13 protein-coding genes and 1 riboswitch are annotated in these 18043 nt (G+C 72.3%); of the genes, 5 read left to right on the plus strand and 8 right to left on the minus strand.

Annotated features, from left to right (window positions below):
- Position 1: 1 nt before the first annotated feature.
- The 3 genes from ALMP_RS10560 to ALMP_RS10570 are packed head-to-tail and all read right to left on the minus strand — an operon-like array spanning position 2 to position 4636.
- Positions 2-1198 (minus strand): alkaline phosphatase family protein, encoded by a 1197-nt coding sequence (locus ALMP_RS10560; protein ID WP_264926291.1) that lies wholly within the window; start codon positions 1196-1198, stop codon positions 2-4.
- Entirely contained in the window at positions 1198-1794 is a 597-nt protein-coding gene (locus tag ALMP_RS10565; RefSeq protein WP_264926400.1) for a DUF5998 family protein, read from the minus strand. Before ALMP_RS10565 ends, ALMP_RS10560 begins: the two co-directional genes overlap by 1 nt.
- A gap of 43 nt (positions 1795-1837) precedes the next feature.
- The gene (locus ALMP_RS10570) at positions 1838-4636 is read right to left on the minus strand and encodes a bifunctional GNAT family N-acetyltransferase/acetate--CoA ligase family protein (RefSeq protein ID WP_264926293.1); all 2799 of its coding nucleotides are present in this window, start codon (positions 4634-4636) and stop codon (positions 1838-1840) included.
- Positions 4637-4815: 179 nt separating this feature from the next.
- On the opposite strand from ALMP_RS10570, the gene ALMP_RS10575 reads away from it, so the two are divergent.
- Positions 4816-5097: an HPr family phosphocarrier protein gene (locus ALMP_RS10575; RefSeq protein WP_184565564.1), complete on the plus strand. Its 282-nt coding sequence runs from the start codon at positions 4816-4818 to the stop codon at positions 5095-5097.
- Positions 5098-5419: 322 nt separating this feature from the next.
- Here ALMP_RS10575 and ALMP_RS10580 read toward each other — a convergent pair whose 3' ends face one another.
- The 4 genes from ALMP_RS10580 to ALMP_RS10595 form a co-directional block, all read right to left on the minus strand.
- On the minus strand, positions 5420-6103 hold the full coding sequence (locus ALMP_RS10580) for a GntR family transcriptional regulator (protein ID WP_264926296.1): 684 nt from the start codon (positions 6101-6103) through the stop codon (positions 5420-5422).
- A 202-nt stretch (positions 6104-6305) separates the two neighbouring features.
- Positions 6306-7061: a M23 family metallopeptidase gene (locus ALMP_RS10585; protein ID WP_264926298.1), complete on the minus strand. Its 756-nt coding sequence runs from the start codon at positions 7059-7061 to the stop codon at positions 6306-6308.
- 13 nt (positions 7062-7074) lie between these two features.
- Positions 7075-7242, minus strand: a riboswitch (cyclic di-AMP (ydaO/yuaA leader).
- Between the two features lie 203 nt (positions 7243-7445).
- Entirely contained in the window at positions 7446-8834 is a 1389-nt protein-coding gene (locus ALMP_RS10590; RefSeq protein WP_264926299.1) for a pitrilysin family protein, read from the minus strand.
- Positions 8831-10180, minus strand: coding sequence for a pitrilysin family protein (locus ALMP_RS10595; protein WP_264926300.1), 1350 nt, complete (start codon positions 10178-10180; stop codon positions 8831-8833). The genes ALMP_RS10590 and ALMP_RS10595 overlap by 4 nt, the downstream gene beginning before the upstream one ends.
- A 323-nt stretch (positions 10181-10503) precedes the next feature.
- Between ALMP_RS10595 and ALMP_RS10600 the strand changes: the two genes are divergently transcribed.
- On the plus strand, positions 10504-12960 hold the full coding sequence (locus tag ALMP_RS10600) for a DNA topoisomerase (ATP-hydrolyzing) subunit A (RefSeq protein WP_264926302.1): 2457 nt from the start codon (positions 10504-10506) through the stop codon (positions 12958-12960).
- On the opposite strand, the gene ALMP_RS10605 is transcribed toward ALMP_RS10600, so the two are convergent.
- Positions 12957-14138: a GTP-binding protein gene (locus ALMP_RS10605; RefSeq protein ID WP_264926316.1), complete on the minus strand. Its 1182-nt coding sequence runs from the start codon at positions 14136-14138 to the stop codon at positions 12957-12959. The genes ALMP_RS10600 and ALMP_RS10605 overlap by 4 nt on opposite strands.
- Before the next feature lie 339 nt (positions 14139-14477).
- Here ALMP_RS10605 and ALMP_RS10610 point away from each other — a divergent pair, with 339 nt between their 5' ends.
- From ALMP_RS10610 to ALMP_RS10620, 3 genes are all read left to right on the plus strand, one after another.
- The gene (locus ALMP_RS10610; RefSeq protein ID WP_264926335.1) at positions 14478-15440 is read left to right on the plus strand and encodes a sucrase ferredoxin; all 963 of its coding nucleotides are present in this window, start codon (positions 14478-14480) and stop codon (positions 15438-15440) included.
- 115 nt (positions 15441-15555) lie between these two features.
- Positions 15556-17226, plus strand: coding sequence for a sensor histidine kinase (locus ALMP_RS10615; protein WP_264926337.1), 1671 nt, complete (start codon positions 15556-15558; stop codon positions 17224-17226).
- Positions 17223-17903 carry a response regulator gene (locus tag ALMP_RS10620; protein WP_264926339.1) on the plus strand — a complete coding sequence of 227 codons (681 nt, stop codon included), beginning with the start codon at positions 17223-17225 and terminating at the stop codon, positions 17901-17903. Before ALMP_RS10615 ends, ALMP_RS10620 begins: the two co-directional genes overlap by 4 nt.
- Positions 17904-18043 lie beyond the last annotated feature (140 nt).

Genomic DNA, 18043 nt, shown 5'->3' on the forward strand with positions numbered 1-18043 from the left:
TTCAGGAGCGTACTTCGAGCAGGGGGACGAGCTGCTCGGCAGGGGTCATCGAGCCGTGGTTGCCGACCATCGACGACTCCTTGGGCTCCCGCTCGGAGGCGATGAGCAGGACGTCGTCCCGGGCGGCCGCGATCACATCACCGAGACGGTCGTACACGCGTTCGTCGATCTGTCCGGGCGGCCCGAACCAGCCCGCGGCGATCGCCTCGTCCCGCGAGGCCACCCAGAACTGTTCGCCGAGCACCTCGCGCCAGCAGGTGAGCACGTCGGTCTCGGCACCGGGCACGGCGTAGACGTGGCGGGCGCGGCCCTCGCCGCCGAGCAGGGCGACCCCGGCGCGCAGCTCCCAGTCCTCGTCGAAGTCGATGCGGTGCAGTTCGTCGAAGGGCACGTCGACCATGCCGTGGTCGGCGGTGACATAGAGCGCGCTGCGCGGCGGGAGCTGTTCGGCCAGGCGCTGGACGAGCCGGTCGACGTACATGAGCTGGCCGCGCCAGGTGTCGGAGTCGAGGCCGTAGCGGTGCCCGGCGCCGTCGAGTTCGGCGTAGTACGTGTAGACCAGGGAGCGGTCGCCGGCCGCGAGCTGCTCGGCCGCGAGGTCCATGCGCTCCTCGCCGGTCAGGCGCCCCAAAAACGTTCCGCCGCTGAGCGCCACCTTGGTCAGCGGGGTGGTCTCGAAGGCGGGCGAGGACACCTGCGCGGCATGCACACCCGCGGCGTCGGCCAGCTGGAAGACCGTGGGGTACGGCTGCCAGGCGCCCGGCGGGGTCCACGGCTGCCAGCGGAGCTGGTTCATCAGTTCGCCGGTGTCGGGGTTGCGCACGGTGTAGCCGGGCAGGCCGTGAGCGCCGGGCGGGAGGCCGGTGCCGACGGAGGCGAGGGAGGTCGCGGTGGTCGCGGGATAGCCGGCGGTGAGCGGGCGTCCGGTGCCGCCGCGCGAGGTGCGGAGGAGACCGTGCAGGTAGGGGGCCTCCTCGGGGTGGGCCTTGATCTGTTCCCAGCCGAGGCCGTCGATGAGGAAGACACAGTTGCGGTCGGCCGGGGTGAGCTCCGGGATCGACGCGGTCATGCCGGGTACGCCCATGCCCGCGGCGAGCGTGGGCAGCAGGTCGGCGAGGGAGCCGGAGCCGTACTCGGGGACGGGTGCGGAGGAGACGGCCAGGGGTTCCGGGGTGTCCCAGGCGGCGGGCTGAGCCATCAGCGGTTCAGATCCGCGGTCGCCTCGGAGAGCGACTGCGCGAAGACGAGCGCCTGGCGCACCGTCTCCGGGCCGTCACCGGCCTCGCTGACGCGCAGGCTGAGGTCGTCCGCCGTCGAGTTGCCCGTGTAGCCGTGGTCGGCGTCGCAGTTGGGGTCGCCGCAGGCGGCCGGCTCCAGGTCGATGCGGGAGACGGCGCCCCAGCCGATGGTCAGCACGACCTCGCGCGGGAGCGTGCCCGGCGCGTAGGACTCCGGGTTGGCGACCACCCGGCTGACCACGACCGACGAGATCCGGCCGAGCTTCACGGACTCGGTGGACGTCGTCGCGTAGGGGGTCGGGGAGGTGGTGTCGGCGGCCTGCTCGTCGGTGTGGCTGACGATGAAGCGGTTGGCGGTCAGGACCAGCACGGTCACATGCCGGCGCACCTCGTTCTGGTCGAAGGTGGTCTCCTGGTGGACCAGGTACGACCGGATGGGCTCGCCGCCCACGGCGGCCTCCACCGCCTCGGCCACGAGGGCCGGGTAGTAGCCGCTGCGCTCGATCGCCGCACGCAGCCCCTGGGTCGTCGTACTGGTCTTGGCCATGGCGCCCATCCTACGGGGACCCACTGACTGCGAGGGACCCGTCACGACGGCTTCAGTACGCCGGGAGCGTGCGCGGGCCGAGGTCGTCGCGGGCGGGTGGGGGCGCGAGGCGTACGGAGGCGCCGAGGACGCTCAGGCCGTGCGGGGCGACGACGACGGGTTCCAGGGTGACCGCGACGACCTCCGGGTGGTCGTCGACCAGCCGGGACACGCGCAGCAGCAGCTCCTCGAGGGCGGGGGTGTCCACGGGCGTGGAGCCGCGCCAGCCGAACAGCAGGGGGGCCGTCCGGATGGAGCGGACCAAGGAGGTCGCTTCACGGTCGGTGACCGGGATCAGGCGGTGCGCCATGTCGCCGAGCAGCTGGGAGGCGGCCCCGGCGAGCCCGAAGGACAGCACGGCTCCGGCGGCCGGGTCGATGACCGCGCGCACGACGGTGTCGACCCCGCGCGGCGCCATCGCCTGGACGACCGGGCGCACCTCCTGCGGTGTGCCGAACAGCTCGGTCAATTCGGCATACGAGCGGCGCAGTTGCTCCTCGTCCGCGAGGTCGAGGCGGACACCGCCCAGGTCGGCGCGGTGTCTGAGGTGGGGGGCGGTGGCCTTGAGGGCGACGGGGTAGCCGAGGGTGTCCGCGGCCCGCGCGGCGTCGTCGGGGGTAGGCGCGGGGATCGCCCGGCGCACCTGGACGCCGTAGCGGCCGAGCAGCTCGCAGGTCTCGTCGGTACCGAGGGTGAGGCCCTGCCCGCGCGCGAGGAGGCCGCCGATCAGCTCGGCGGCGCCCTTCTCGTCGATGTCGTCGTACTCGGGCACCTTGCCGGGGTCGGCGGCCTCGCGCCGCCACTGCGCGTACTTGACGGCCTCGGCGAGGGCGCGGACGGCGCGTTCGGCGGCCGGGTAGGCGGGGATGAGGTGGGCGCCCTCCGCGGGGGCGCCGGCCGCGGGGACGGGCGGTGTGCCGGCCTCCGGTGCCGTGCTCCGCGCGCGGGGTGCGGTGCTCGTGGCCGCCGAGAGGGCCTGGGCGAGGCCGCCGAGCTCGACATGGACCACGAGCACCGGCTTGGCGGGGCCGGAGGCCGCGGCCGAGCGCAGGGCCTCGGCCAGTTCCGCGTCCCCGGGGGAGGTCTCTCCGATGGCCGGGATCGCCGTCACCACCACGGCGTCGCAGGTCTCGTCGGACAGGGCGCGGGCCAGCGCCGCGTGGAAGTCGTCGGCGGACGCCTGTGTGGTCAGGTCCAGTGGTGGCAGGGGGCGCAGCCCCTCGGACAGGCACGCGTCGTAGGTGAGCAGGCCGAGCGACTCGGAGTTGCCGAGGATGGCCACGCGCGGGCCGTGCGGCAGCGGCTGGCGGGCGAGGAGCAGGCCCGCGTCCACGAGCTCGGTGATGGTGTCCACGCGGATCACCCCGGCCTGCCGCAGCAGCGCGGACACCGTCGCGTGCGGCAGCCGCGTCGCCCGTACGGCGTGGCCCTGGGGTGCGGAACCGGCGCCCTGGACCACCACGAGCGGCTTGGCCGCCGCGGTGCGCCGGGCGAGGCGGGTGAACTTGCGGGGGTTGCCGATGGACTCCAGGTACATGAGGGCGACGTCGGTGTCGGGGTCGTCGTACCAGTACTGCAGGACGTCGTTGCCGGAGACGTCGGCGCGGTTGCCGGAGGAGACGAACGTCGACACGCCGGTGACGCCGGTGACGCCTCCGCCGCGCCGGTGCAGCCGGGACAGCAGGGCGACGCCGATGGCGCCGGACTGGGCGAACAGCCCGATCCGGCCGGGGCGTGGCATCTCGGGGGCGAGGGAGGCGTTCAGCCGCACCTCGGGGGAGGTGTTGATGATCCCGAAGGCGTTGGGGCCGATGATCCGCATCCCGTACGCGCGCGCGTGGCGGACGAGTTCGCGCTGGCGCTCGCGGCCGTCGGGGCCGCTCTCGGCGTAGCCGGCGGCGAGCACGACGAGGCCTTGCACGCCGTGTTCGCCGCACTCGGCGACGACCTCGGGCACCCGCTCGGCGGGGACGGCGACGACCGCGACGTCGACGGGTGCGTCGATGTCGCGGATCGAGCGGTGGGCGGGCACGCCGTCGAGTTCCTTGTGGGCCTCGGGGAACGCCCTGTTCACGGCGTACAGCCGGCCCGTGAAGCCGGCCTGCCGGAGGTTGTCGAGGACGCTGCGGCCGACGCCGCCCGGTGTGCGGCCGGCGCCGACGACGGCGACCGAGCCGGGCATCAGCAGCCGCCGTACCGAGTGGGCCTCGGCGCGCTGCTCCCGCGCGCGCTGCACGGCGAGGGAGCGTTCGGTGGGTTCGAGGTCGAACTCCAGGCGGACGACGCCGTCCTCGAAGCTGCGTTTCTGGGTGTACCCGGCGTCCGTGAACACCTTGATCATCTTGGTGTTGGCGGGGAGGACCTCGGCGGCGAACCGGCGGATGCCCCGCTCGCGGGCGACGGCCGCGATGTGCTCCAGGAGCGCGGAGGCCACGCCACGGCCCTGGTGGGCGTCCTGCACGAGGAAGGCGACCTCGGCCTCGTCGGCGGGCGCGGAGGCGGGCAGGCCGTCGGCGCCGATGCGGTCATAGCGTACGGTGGCGATGAACTCGCCGCCGACCGTGGCCGCGAGTCCCACCCGGTCCACAAAGTCGTGGTGCGTGAAGCGGTGGACGTCCTTGGCGGACAGGCGCGGGTAGGGCGCGAAGAAGCGGTAGTACTTCGACTCGTCCGACACCTGCTCGTAGAAGCTGACCAGGCGCTCGGCGTCATCAACGGTGATGGGGCGGATGCGCGCGGTGCCGCCGTCGCGCAGCACCACGTCGGCTTCCCAGTGGGCGGGGTACTCCTGCCGGTCCGGCGCGCTCTGCATGCGCCCCAGAGTACGGCTCGCGTACGACAACGGCGCGAGGCAGTCTGTGTCGGGACGGAACGCCGGATCGAGGCCGCGATCCGGACACCACGGCGGAACGGGACGCAGGACCGTTCCGGGCACGCTTCACGTGTGGAACACTGGTCTAGACAACCCTGAACACTGAAGGGCAGCATCACATGGCTGAGCGCCGCGTCAACGTCGGCTGGGCCGAGGGCCTCCACGCCCGCCCCGCCTCCATCTTCGTCCGAGCCGCCACGGCCGCAGGCGTCCCGGTCACGATCGCCAAGGCCGACGGCAACCCCGTCAACGCGGCCTCCATGCTGGCGGTCCTCGGCCTGGGCGCCCAGGGCGGCGAGGAGATCGTTCTCGCCTCCGACGCCGAGGGTGCGGACGTCGCCCTCGACCGGCTGGCGAAGCTGGTATCCGAGGGGCTCGAGGAGCTTCCCGAGACCGTCTGAGCCGCGCTCGCCGTACGTTCGGAGCCGCGTCGCCCCACCTGGGCGGCGCGGCTCCGCCGTTTCCGGGCGGCGGGGCTCGGCGGTTGTCCGGGCGGTAGGGCTCCGCGCTTTCTGAAACCGGGCGGTGGGGCTCCGCGTTTTGTGGCAGCCGGCGGCGCGGCTCGGCCGTTTCCGGCACCCGGCAGGGGGAAATCGTCGGGAGCGCCGGAAAACGCCGAAGGGCACGCGGATAGCGCACCGCCGGGAAATTCCCGAGGCGCGATAAAAAGGCAGCGGAAATGCACCTCCGCTGAATATCCCCTCTTTGTATACGGCCCCTGTGTTAATGCCGCGGGCCCGACATGTTTACGACGTGTTGCGAAGTCCTCACACGGTCGCCGCCGGAAAAGCGCAGGCGGTGCGCCGAGGCCGAGCGCTCGGTGTGCAGCGCCGTTACCGCCCGCGCGCGCTCGCCGTCGCCGCGCGCCACCGCGTCCACGATCGCGCCGTGCTCCGCCCAGGACTCCACGGGGTTGGCCGGCGCCTCCAGCGTGTACATCCAGGCGATCTTGTGGCGCAGCTGGGTGAGGGTCGAGGTCAGGGCGTGGCTGCCGGAGGCCTGGGCGAGCGTCTCGTGGAACCAGCCGCCCAGGGAGCGCAGATCCTCGCTGTTGCCCCTCCTGGCGCGCTCCTGGCCCAGCCGCACGAGGCCGCGCAGCACCTTCAGGTGTGCCTCGGTGCGCCGCTGGGCGGCCCGGGCGGCCCCGAGCGGCTCCAGGAGCAGGCGCATCTCCAGCAGGTCGGCGGCCTCCTGCTCGGTCGGTTCCGCGACGCACGCGCCCGCGTGCCGCCGGGTGACGACGAAGCCCTCCGCCTCCAGGGTGCGCAGGGCCTCGCGGACGGGGACGCGCGAGACGCCGTAGCGGCGCGCGAGGAGTTCCTCGGTGAGGCGGCTGCCGCGCTCGTAGACACCCGCGACGATGTCGTCCCGGATGGCCGTGCACACCGAGTGCGCCGGAATACGCATGACCGACCTCCGCCTTAATCCCCGTGAAACGTCGACGAATGACGTGTGGTCAGTGACTCTATTGCAATGGGTCGGAATTTCCGATGGCGGGTCGGAATCCATGGATATTTTTTGGACAACGGGAGGCATGAAACGGCGAAAGCCCCGGCCGCGCGGGCCGGGGCTGGACGATCTGTCGCCGTTCGTCGTCGGACGTGCTGCGTCAGACGTTCACGCCGTGCTTGCGGAGGTAGGCGACCGGGTCGATGTCCGAGCCGTACTCCGGGGTCGTACGGGCCTCGAAGTGCAGGTGCGGGCCGGTGACGTTGCCGGTGGCGCCGGAGAGGGCGATCTGCTGGCCCGGGGTGACCTTCTGGCCCACCGAGACGCTGATCGACGACAGGTGGCCGTACTGGGTGTACGTGCCGTCGTTCATCCGGATCACGACCTGGTTGCCGTACGCGCCGCCCCAGCCCGCCTCCACCACGGTGCCGAGACCGACGGCGTGCACGGGGGTGCCGCTGGATGCGTGGAAGTCGATGCCGGTGTGGCTGCCGGAGGACCACAGGGAACCGCCGGACCGGTAGCCGGTGGAGACATAGGAGCCGGTGATCGGCGAGACGAAGGTGTTGAGGCGCTTGCGCTCGGCCTCGCGCGCGGCACGGGCGCGGATCTCGCGCTCCTCCTTGACCTTCGCGGCGGCCAGGGCGGCGGCCTCCTTGCGCGCGGCCTCCTCCTGGGCGGCCTGCTGCTGCGCGGCGGCCTGGTCGTCGATCTGCTCGGCCACGGTGTTGCCGATGGTGACGACGGGGGTGAGCCCGGTCTGCTCGGCGGGGGTCTCCGCGGCGATCGCGGGGCCGGAGGCGGCGGTGCCGATGACGCCGGTGGTGGTGAGCGCCGCGATGCCCGCCGCGCGGGCGGTGCCGCGCTTGATCCTGCTGGGGCGACGGTGTTTCCCGGTGGCGCAGGTGAACGCCATGAAGTTGAGCGGTCCTTTCCTTCCCTCTCGCCTACCGGGTTAGCTGACGGGTTCGGAGCAGGAAGGTCTCCTACGGGCACCCTCGCGGCACGCGCGGGTGTCCGATTCACCCCAGGGACTGCATGATTGGGTCCCCGGCTCCCCTGGCTCGCGCCGTACGGGGACTCGGCGATGACTGTCCGGTGCCGCGGATGCGGCGCGGTGCCCGACGAACAGCCCGGACGACGCTAAACGCGCCCGCTGTCAATCCCCAAACGGAACGCGGCTTTTGTAGCGCATGCCACAGGGCAGACAGGCAACCTCTCCCCCAATTCGGACATCAGGGGGCCCTGGTGGCAGGTTCGTCCACCAGGGCCCCTCACGCGCGCGTGGCGCGGCTGTCCGCTACTCGGCCGGGACGACCTTCACCTCGCCGATACCGAGGGCCTCGACGGGCTCCTTGATCTGCGCGGCGTCCCCGACGAGGACGGTGACCAGCCGGTCCACCGGGAAGGCGCTCACGGCCGCCGCGGTGGCCTCCACGGTGCCGGTCGCGGCGAGCTGCTGGTACAGCGTCGCCTGGTAGTCGTCGGGCAGGTGCTGCTCGACCTGGTCGGCCAGGGTGCTCGCGACGGCCGCGGCGGTCTCGTACTTCAGCGGCGCCACGCCGACCAGGTTCTGCACGGCGACGTCGCGTTCGGCGTCGGTCAGGCCCTCGGCGGCGAGGGTGCGCAGCACCGTCCACAGGTCCCCCAGCGCGGGACCGGTGTTGGGCGTGTCGACGGAGCCGCTGATGGCGAGCATCGCGGCGCCCGAGCCGTCCGGGGCGGAGCGCAGGACCTGCCCGAAGGCGCGCACGCCGTAGGTGTAACCCTTCTCCTCGCGCAGGACGCGGTCCAGGCGGGAGGTGAGCGTGCCGCCGAGGCAGTAGGTGCCGAGGACCTGCGCGGGCCACACGCGCGCGTGCCGGTCGGGGCCGATACGGCCGATCAGCAGCTGCGTCTGGACGGCGCCGGGGCGGTCCACGATGACGACCCGGCCGGCGTCGTCGGCGGTCACCGGCGGGACGGGCCGCGGCTGGACCGCGGAACCCGTCCAGGCGCCCAGGGTGTCGCCGAGCAGCGCGGCCAGGTCGACGCCGGTGAGGTCACCGACCACGACGGCGGTGGCGGTGGCGGGGCGGACGTGCTTCTCGTAGAAGGCGCGGACGGCCGCGGAGTCGATGGTCTCGACCGTCTCCGCGGTGCCCTGGCGCGGACGCGACATCCGCGCGGAGGCCGGGAACAGCTCCTTGTAGAGCTCCTTGGCGGCGCGCCGGGAGGGGTTGGCCAACTCGTGCGGGATCTCGTCCAGGCGGTTGCGGACGAGGCGCTCGACCTCGCTGTCGGCGAACGCGGGCGCCCTGAGGGCGTCGGCGAGCAGGCCGAGGGCCTTGGCGAGGCGGGAGGCGGGCACCTCCAGGCTCAGGCGGACGCCGGGGTGGTCGGCGTGCGCGTCGAGGGTGGCGCCGCAGCGCTCCAGCTCGGCGGCGAACTCCTCCGCCGAGTGCTTGTCGGTGCCCTCGGAGAAGGCCCGCGCCATGATCGTGGCGACGCCGTCCAGGCCGGCCGGCTCGGCGTCCAGGGGGGCGTCGAGGAGGACCTCGACGGCGACGACCTGCTGGCCGGGGCGGTGGCAGTGCAGCACGGTCAGGCCGTTGTCCAGCGTGCCGCGCTCGGGCGCCGGGAACGCCCACGGCTTGGCCTCGCCCGCCCTGGGCTGCGGGTGGAACTCCATCGCGGCGAGCTCGGTCACTGGGCCGCCTCCTCGTTCTCGTCCTGGTCGGCGGGGGTTTCGGGGGCGGTCGGCTCGTAGACGAGCACCGCGCGGTTGTCGGGGCGCAGGCGGGCCTTGGCGACCTCCCGCACCTCCTCGGGCGTGATCTCCAGCACCCGCTGGACGGCGGTGAGGGCGAGCTGCGGGTCACCGAACAGCACAGCGAACCGGCACAGTTCGTCGGCGCGGCCGGCGACCGTGCCGAGACGGTCGAGCCACTCGCGCTCCAACTGGGCCTGCGCGCGTTCCATCTCCTCGGCCGTGGGCCCCTCCTCGGCGAACCGGGCGAGCTCCTCGTCGATGGCGGCCTCGATGACGGGCACCTCGACGTCACCGGACGTCTTCACGTCCAGCCAGCCCAGGGACGGCGCCCCGGCCAGCCGCAGCAGGCCGAAGCCGGCCGCGACGGCCGTACGGTCGCGGCGGACGAGGCGGTTGTACAGGCGGGAGGACTCGCCGCCGCCCAGGACGGTGAGCGCCAGGTCCACCGCGTCGCACGCGCGCGTGCCGTCCTGCGGCAGCCGGTAGGCGGCCATCAGGGCGCGGGCCGGGACCTCCTCCTCGACGACCTCGCGCAGCTGCTCGCCGATGATGTCCGGCAGGGAGCCGTCACGCGGCTCGGGCTTGCCGTCGTGGGAGGGGATGGAGCCGAAGTACTTCTCGATCCAGGCGAGGGTCTGCTCCGGGTCGATGTCGCCGACGACCGACAGGACCGCGTTGTTGGGCGCGTAGTAGGTGCGGAAGAACGCGCGCGCGTCCTCCAGGGTCGCCGCGTCCAGGTCGGCCATGGAGCCGATCGGCGTGTGGTGGTAGGGGTGGCCGTCCGGGTAGGCGAGGGCGGTCAGCTTCTCGAAGGCGGTGCCGTAGGGGACGTTGTCGTACCGCTGCCGGCGTTCGTTCTTCACGACGTCGCGCTGGTTCTCCATGGACTCGTCGTCCAGGGCGGCCAGCAGGGAGCCCATGCGGTCGGCCTCCAGCCAGAGCGCGAGCTCCAGCTGGTGGGCGGGCATGGTCTCGAAGTAGTTGGTGCGCTCGAAGCTGGTGGTGCCGTTCAGCGAGCCGCCGGCGCCCTGGACCAGCTCGAAGTGGCCGTTGCCCTTGACCTGGGCGGAGCCCTGGAACATCAAGTGCTCGAAAAGGTGAGCCAGGCCGGTACGGCCCTTGACTTCGTGGCGCGAGCCGACGTCGTACCAGAGGCACACCGCGGCGACGGGGGTCAGGTGGTCCTCGGAGAGCACCACGCGCAGGCCGTTGGCCAGGCGGTGCTCGGTCGCTGTCAGGCCCCCGGAGCCTGCCTGGGCTGTGGCCGTGTGACCCATGGGCATGTACGTCCCTTCCGATCGCGGACGCGGTCGTCGAAACCGCGGTTTTCCTGCCGGTCCTGCCACTGTATGCAAGCGTGCGGAGCGGCGGCGAAGTTCCCGGACGACGTACGCCGAGAGCGAGATCGCGTAGCCTGCGGGCAGCCATGGCCGAGGTGCCTCGGCGCGCGGGGTGGCCGGCCGAGGCCGGGCCCCGGCCCGCGCTGTCAGTGCCACGGTCCACAATGGTCCGCGTCAGATCCCGTCACACGCTCCGGCAGGAGCCGGCCGAAGGGGACGCGTCCACCCCCTAGGCGAGTGACCAGAAACAGGAGGAGCCGGCAGCGATGGCCCGCCGCAGCACGAAGACCCCGCCGCCCGACGACTCGTACGAGGAGAAGATCCTCGACATCGACGTCGTCGACGAGATGCAGGGCTCCTTCCTCGAGTACGCGTACTCGGTCATCTACTCCCGCGCCCTGCCGGACGCCCGCGACGGGCTGAAGCCCGTCCACCGCCGCATCGTCTACCAGATGAACGAGATGGGGCTGCGGCCCGACCGCGGCTATGTGAAGTGCGCCCGTGTCGTCGGCGAGGTCATGGGCAAGCTGCACCCCCACGGCGACGCGTCGATCTACGACGCCCTGGTGCGCATGGCCCAGCCGTTCTCCATGCGCGTGCCGCTGGTCGACGGTCACGGCAACTTCGGCTCGCTGGGCAACGACGACCCGCCGGCCGCCATGCGGTACACCGAGTGCCGCCAGGCCGCGGCGACGAGCCTGATGACGGAGTCGATCGACGAGGACACCGTCGACTTCGCGCCCAACTACGACGGTCAGGAGCAGGAGCCGGTGGCGCTGCCCGCCGCCTTCCCGAACCTCCTGGTCAACGGCTCCTCGGGCATCGCGGTCGGTATGGCCACCAACATGCCGCCGCACAACCTGGGCGAGGTCATCGCGGCCGCCCGGCACCTGATCCGCCACCCGGGCGCGGACCTGGACGCGCTGATGAAGTACGTCCCGGGCCCGGACCTGCCCACCGGCGGCCGGATCGTCGGCCTCTCCGGGATCAGGGACGCCTACGAGACGGGCCGCGGCACCTTCAAGATCCGCGCCACGGTGTCGGTGGAGACGGTGACGGCCCGCCGGAAGGGCCTGGTCGTCACCGAACTGCCCTTCACCGTCGGCCCCGAGAAGGTCATCGCCAAGATCAAGGACCTGGTCGGTTCCAAGAAGATCCAGGGCATCGCCGACGTCAAGGACCTCACCGACCGGGAGCACGGCCTGCGCCTGGTCATCGAGATCAAGAACGGCTTCGTGCCGGAGGCGGTCCTGGAGCAGCTGTACAAGCTGACGCCGATGGAGGAGTCCTTCGGCATCAACAACGTGGCGCTGGTGGACGGCCAGCCGCTCACGCTGGGCCTGAAGGAGCTCCTGGAGGTCTACCTCGACCACCGCTTCGAGGTCGTGCGCCGCCGCAGCGAGTTCCGCCGGAGCAAGCGTCGTGACCGTCTGCACCTGGTGGAGGGCCTGCTCACGGCTCTCGTCGACATCGACGAGGTCATCCGGCTGATCCGCTCCAGCGAGAACAGCGCGCAGGCCAAGGAACGTTTGATCGAGCGCTTCGGGCTGTCGGAGATCCAGACGCAGTACATCCTCGACACCCCGCTGCGCCGCCTCACCAAGTACGACCGCATCGAGCTGGAGGCGGAGAAGGAGAAGCTCAACGAGGAGATCGCGGAGCTGACCCGGATCCTGGAGTCGGACGCGGAGCTGCGCAAGCTGGTCTCGGGCGAACTGGCCGCGGTGGCCAAGAAGTTCGGCACCGAGCGGCGTACGGTCCTGCTGGAGTCCGCGGGCGCCCCGGCCGCCGCCGTTCCGCTCCAGGTCGCCGACGACCCCTGCCGGGTGCTGCTGTCCTCGACGGGGCTGCTGGCCCGTACGGCGAACGACGAGCCCTTCGCGCAGGACGCGGACGCCAGGCGCACCAAGCACGACGTGATCGTCTCGGCGGTGCCGGCCACCGCGCGTGGCGAGATCGGCGCGGTCACCTCGACGGGCCGTCTGCTGCGGATCAACGTCGTCGACCTGCCGCAGCTCCCGGACACGGCGTCGACGCCGAATCTGTCGGGCGGCGCGCCGCTCGCGGAGTTCGTCTCCCTGGAGGGCGACGAGACGGTGGTCTGCCTGACCACGCTCGACGAGTCCTCCCCGGGCCTGGCGATCGGTACGGAACAGGGCGTGGTCAAGCGGGTCGTGCCCGACTATCCGTCGAACAAGGAGGAGCTGGAGGTCATCACCCTCAAGGAGGGCGACCGGATCGTCGGTGCGGTCGAGCTGCGCACGGGTGAGGAGGACCTGGTCTTCATCACGGACGACGCGCAGCTGCTGCGCTACCAGGCCTCCCAGGTGCGCCCGCAGGGCCGGCCGGCGGGCGGCATGGCCGGCATCAAGCTCACCGAGGGCGCGAAGGTGATCTCGTTCACCGCGGTGGACCCGGCGGTGGACGCGGTGGTCTTCACGGTCGCCGGATCGCGCGGCACGCTGGACGACTCGGTGCAGACGACCGCGAAGCTGACCCCGTTCGACCAGTACCCGCGCAAGGGCCGCGCCACGGGCGGTGTGCGCTGCCAGCGGTTCCTGAAGGGCGAGGACTGTCTCGCCCTGGCCTGGGCGGGCGCCACTCCGGCCAGGGCGGCGCAGAAGAGCGGCCTGCCGGCCGAGCTGCCGGACCTCGACCCGCGCCGTGACGGCTCGGGTGTGTCGCTGGCGAAGACGGTGGCGGTGGTGGCCGGACCGGTCTAGGCACGCTCGTCGGCGTCGATGTCGATGTCCTCATCGTCGTCGATGTCGATGACGGTGGTCTCGTCGATGTCCTCCTCGTCGGCGGCCCCGTCGGCCGTCCCGTCGGCGGTCTCCGCGATGGTCCGGCCGGCGCTCCCGTCCGGCTCCTGGACGTAGCGCAGAACGCCCCACATGCCGTACTCGTCGGCGTGTGGGGCGTCGCTCTTGCACGCCTCCAGCTCCTTGCCGAGAGCGGACGCGTCGATGCCGGAGCCGATGAGGACCAGCTGGGTGCGGCGCTCCTCGGCGGCCGGCCACGGCTCGGGGTAGAAGCGGAGGAAGCGCCCGACGGCATGCACGGCGTACCGGTTGGCGGGGTCGTGCGGGCCGAAGTCGACGTACCCCTTGATCCGGTAGAGGCCCTCGGGCCGGCTGTCGAGGAACGCGATCAGCCGGCGCGGGTCGAGTGGGACCTCGGAGGCGAAGGAGAGGCTGTCGTAGGCGGTATGCAGGTGGTCGCCGTGGCCGTCCGACGGTCCCTCGTCGTGGCGGTGCAGATCGTCGAACGAGAGCTGACCGATCCGCTCCTCGCTCGGCCGGCAGTCGAAGAGGAACTCGGGGTCGACACGGCCGTAGGTGGCAGGAACGACGGCGGCCCGGTCGGTGAGCGAGCGCACCAGCCCCAGGACGCGGTCGGCGTCGGGCGCCCGGTCGAGCTTGTTCACGACCACCAGGTCGGCGAGCGCGAGGTGCCGGTCGATCTCGGGGTGCCTGGCGCGCGTGTCGTCGAACTCGGCGGCGTCGACGACCTCGACGAGCCCGCCGTACACGATCGCGGGATGCTCGCTGGCCAGCACCATCCGGACGAGTTCCTGGGGCTCCGCGAGCCCGCTGGCCTCGATGACGACGACGTCGATGCCGGTGGCGGGCCGGGCGAGCCGTTCCAGGTAGACGTCCAGCTCACTGGCGTCGACGGCGCAGCACAGACAGCCGTTGCCGAGGGAGACGGTGGAGTCGCCGAGCGCGCCGGCCACGGCCATGGCGTCGATCTCGATGGCGCCGAAGTCGTTCACGATCGCGCCGATCCGGCTGCCTCCGCTGCGGTGGAGGAGATGGTTGAGCAGGGTCGTCTTGCCGGAGCCGAGGAATCCGGCGAGAACGACGACCGGGATCTGCTGCGGGGGACGGCTCTGCGTCAACGTGCGACCCTTCTGACACCTACGCGTGCACCGGCTCACGGCCCGGCGCACGCACGAGGACGGAATGCCGGGCCAGGATACGAGCCGGAGATGCACGGCGAAGTGAACGGGCATCTGCCGTCCGACGTCCCGCCCACCGCTTCGGGCGATGCCCGCACAATTCGCCGGCGCCCGGGAACCCGATCCCTCCGGACTGGCACAGCACCCCTGTGACCAGGTACGACGCGAGAACCGTCGATGCCTCGGGCCCTTGTTGCGCGACGTACGCGCGGGTGCATCGGGGCAGGACACGTCCCGACTGGAATTCGCAGCGCGTCAAGTCAGGTTAGGCTCACCTCTGTGAGTACGTGCACGACCGTCTCGCAGGACCTGGGCGAGCCCATGTCCGCGACCGCGCCCACGGCGAGGACCTGGCTGTTGCTGGAACAGCCCGGCCCCTGGGGTGCCAAGGCGCTCGTTTCGAGCCACCTGGACCCCGCGGTGGGCCGCGCCCTGGAGGCAACCGCACAGGGCACCGGCGTCCGCGTGGCGCTCATCCGGCGCCCGGGACGCCACGCGGACTGCGGCACTCCGCCCCTGCGGCGGGTGTACGCGGCCCACACCGTTCCGGGAAAGGTGTGGCTGCGCAGCGCCATGACCAGCGAGCCGCGCCGACTGCTGGACATGGACTTCGCCGCACTCGGCCGGGGCGAGCACCACACCTTCGACACCGCGCTGGGCGGCGGACCGCACACCGGTGATCCGCTCGCGCTCGTGTGCACCAACGGAAAGCGCGACCGCTGCTGCGCCCTCCTCGGCCGCCCCCTCGCCGCCGAACTGGCCGCCTCCGGGGTGGACGGCGTCTGGGAGGTCACCCATCTGGGGGGTCACCGTTTCTCGCCCACCGTGCTCGTCCTGCCGTACGGCTACGCGTACGGCCGCGCCGAGGCGCACACCGTCAAGGAAGTGCTGCACGGCGTCGAGGAGGGGCGGATCGTGACGGAGGGGTGCCGTGGGAGTACGGCCTGGGAGCGGCCCGGCCAGGCGGCGGACCTGGCCGTGCGGGCGGCGATCGGCGAGGACGCCGCCCAGGCGCTCAGCGTGGTCCGTACGGACGTCAGCGTGGTCCCTACGAACGGCGAGGCGCCGCGCTGGGAGGTGACCGTCGCGCACATGGACGGACGCCACTGGCGGGTCGTGGTGGCCCACGGGGCGTCCCAGCCACCCCGCCCGGAGAGCTGCGGGGCGTCGGTCCTCGGTTCACCCGCGCGGATGGACGTGGTCTCGCTGCGCGAGCTGGCGACCGCGGCACTGGCGAGTTGATAAACCCGGTCGTCTTTCCCCACTTCTGTGTGATCTGACGGCTTTGTGGTCGAGCAAGAGATCCGCGCCACACACCCCTACGGCTTGACCGGCCCGCCCACGTACCGTCTTGGGTATGAGTCCCACTCCCCCCGGCCGCCGCCTGCGCCTCGGGATGCCCCGGCGCGTGTTCTCGCAGGTTCTGCTGATGCAACTGGCGATCGCCGCGGGGGTCGTGGTGCTCGCGACCGGGCTGTTCCTCGCCCCGCTCAGCGCTCAGCTCGACGACCAGGCGATGCGCCGCGCGCTCGCCATCGCGCAGACCACGGCGGCGGTGCCGCAGATCGCCGAGGACCTCCGGAGCACGCCCCCGACGGTCGACGGCCCCGTGCAACGGGAGGCGGAACGGATCCGCACGGCGAGCGGCGCCGAGTACGTCGTCGTGATGGACCTGCGCGGCGTGCGCTGGTCGCATCCCGACCGCAAGGAGATCGGCGGTCATGTCTCGACGGACCCCAGCCAGGCCCTGGCCGGCCGGGCCGTCATGGAGATCGACAACGGCACCCTGGGCCGCTCGGCCCGCGGCAAGGTGCCCCTGCGCGACGCCGACGGCACGATCATCGGCGCGGTCTCGGTCGGCATCGAGTACGACAGTGTGCGCGCCCGGCTGATCCACGCGATCCCGGGACTCTTCGCGTACGCCGGCGGCGCGCTCGCCGTGGGCGCCCTGGCCGCCTGGCTGATCTCCCGGCGGGTCCAGCGGCAGACCCGCGACCTGGCCTTCTCCGACATCTCGGCACTGCTCGCGGAGCGCGAGGCGATGCTGCACGGCATCCGGGAGGGCGTCGTCGCCCTGGACCGCGCCGGACGTGTCCGCCTGCTCAACGACGAGGCGCAGCGTCTCCTGGGCATCGGGGACGAGGCGGTGGGCCGGTCGCCCGACGAGGCGCTCGGCGAGGGCCGCACGGCCGATGTGCTGGCCGGCCGGGTGACCGGCACCGACCTGCTGACCGTGCGCGGCCAGCGCGTCCTGGTCACCAACCGCATGCCCACCGACGACGGCGGCGCCGTCGCCACCCTGCGCGACCGCACCGAGCTGGAGCAGCTCGGCCGCGAACTCGACTCCACACGCGGTCTGATCGACGCGCTGCGCGCCCAGGACCACGAACACGCCAACCGTATGCACACCCTGCTCGGGCTGCTGGAACTGGAGATGTACGACGACGCCGTGGAGTTCGTCGGCGAGGTGGTCGGCGACCACCGAGCGACCGCCGAACAGGTGACCGAGAAGATCGAGGACCCGCTGCTCGCCGCCCTGCTGGTGGGCAAGGCGACCGTCGCCGCCGAGCGCGGCGTCGCCCTGTGGGTCTCGGACCGCACCCGGCTCCCCGACCGGCTGGTCGATCCGCGCGGGCTGGTCACGGTCGTCGGCAACCTGGTCGACAACGCGCTCGACGCCGTCGCGGGCACCCCGCACGCGCGCGTGGAGGTCGAACTGCGCACCGAGGGACGCACAGCCGTCCTGCGAGTACGGGACACCGGGCCCGGAATTCCGGCCGAGCAGCGCGAGTTGGTCTTCACCGAGGGCTGGTCCACCAAGAAGCCGCCGGCACACGGCAAGCGCGGCATCGGGCTGTCCCTGGTGCGCCGGCTCGCCGAACGTCAGGGCGGCAGCGCGTCGGTCGGTGAGGCGCACGGCGGCGGCGCCGAGTTCACCGTCGTCCTGCCCGAGGCGCTGGCCGCGCCCGATCTGGAACCCGCGCTGGCCGCCACCGCGCAGAGCGCTGTCGAGGAGGAATCCCGATGATCGAGGTCCTGGTCGTGGACGACGACACCAGGGTCGCCCAGGTCAACGCCGCCTACGTCGAGAAGGTGCCGGGCTTCCACGTCGCCGGCGAGGCGCACAGTGCGGCCGAGGCGCTGCACCAGCTGGAGCTGCTGCCCCGGCTGGACCTGGTCCTGCTGGATCACTACCTGCCCGACGAGACGGGCCTGGAGGTCGTCCAGGAGATGCGCCGCCGCGGTCACCAGACCGACGTGATCATGGTGACGGCCGCGCGGGACGTCTCGACCGTGCAGGCGGCGATGCGCCAGGGCGCCCTGCAGTACCTCGTCAAACCGTTCGCCTTCGCGGGCCTGCGCGCCAAGCTGGAGGCGTACGCGGAGCTGCGCCGCACCCTCGACGGCGGCGGCGAGGCCGAACAGGCCGACGTCGACCGCATCTTCGGCGCGCTGTCCACGCCGTCGGAGCCCGGGCTGCCCAAAGGGCACTCCCCCACCACGGCGGAACTCGTACGCCAGTCCCTGCTGAGCGCCGAGGGCCCTCTGTCGGCCCAGGAGATCGCCGACCGGACCGGGGTGAGCCGCCAGACCGCCCAGCGCTACCTGAAGCTCCTGGAGCGCACGGGACGGGCGCGACTGACCCTGAAATACGGGGACGCGGGCCGCCCGGAACACCGTTACGTGTGGGCGACCCGCGCTTGAGGCGCGGCCCTAAGGGCGGGGGAAGGACCGTGCTCCTCCTGGGATACGTACGCGGCCCGTCGCCGTCTCGATGAACTCCCTGCCGAGACGGGACCCACTCGTCACCTCGGTGGCCCTTGCCCTGAAGACGCCCGTGGAGC

This window comes from Streptomyces sp. A012304 (genome assembly GCF_026008495.1).
Lineage (GTDB): Bacteria > Actinomycetota > Actinomycetes > Streptomycetales > Streptomycetaceae > Streptomyces.

Bases quoted from the DNA above. Each gene is read 5' to 3' on its own strand.
- ALMP_RS10580 (WP_264926296.1), bottom strand. From the start codon at position 6,103: ATGCGTATTCCGGCGCACTCGGTGTGCACGGCCATCCGGGACGACATC.
- ALMP_RS10570 (WP_264926293.1), bottom strand. From the start codon at position 4,636: ATGCAGAGCGCGCCGGACCGGCAGGAGTACCCCGCCCACTGGGAAGCC.
- ALMP_RS10560 (WP_264926291.1), bottom strand. From the start codon at position 1,198: ATGGCTCAGCCCGCCGCCTGGGACACCCCGGAACCCCTGGCCGTCTCC.
- ALMP_RS10595 (WP_264926300.1), bottom strand. From the start codon at position 10,180: ATGCCCATGGGTCACACGGCCACAGCCCAGGCAGGCTCCGGGGGCCTG.
- ALMP_RS10565 (WP_264926400.1), bottom strand. From the start codon at position 1,794: ATGGGCGCCATGGCCAAGACCAGTACGACGACCCAGGGGCTGCGTGCG.
- ALMP_RS10585 (WP_264926298.1), bottom strand. From the start codon at position 7,061: ATGGCGTTCACCTGCGCCACCGGGAAACACCGTCGCCCCAGCAGGATC.
- ALMP_RS10600 (WP_264926302.1), top strand. From the start codon at position 10,504: ATGGCCCGCCGCAGCACGAAGACCCCGCCGCCCGACGACTCGTACGAG.
- ALMP_RS10620 (WP_264926339.1), top strand. From the start codon at position 17,223: ATGATCGAGGTCCTGGTCGTGGACGACGACACCAGGGTCGCCCAGGTC.
- ALMP_RS10615 (WP_264926337.1), top strand. From the start codon at position 15,556: ATGAGTCCCACTCCCCCCGGCCGCCGCCTGCGCCTCGGGATGCCCCGG.
- ALMP_RS10575 (WP_184565564.1), top strand. From the start codon at position 4,816: ATGGCTGAGCGCCGCGTCAACGTCGGCTGGGCCGAGGGCCTCCACGCC.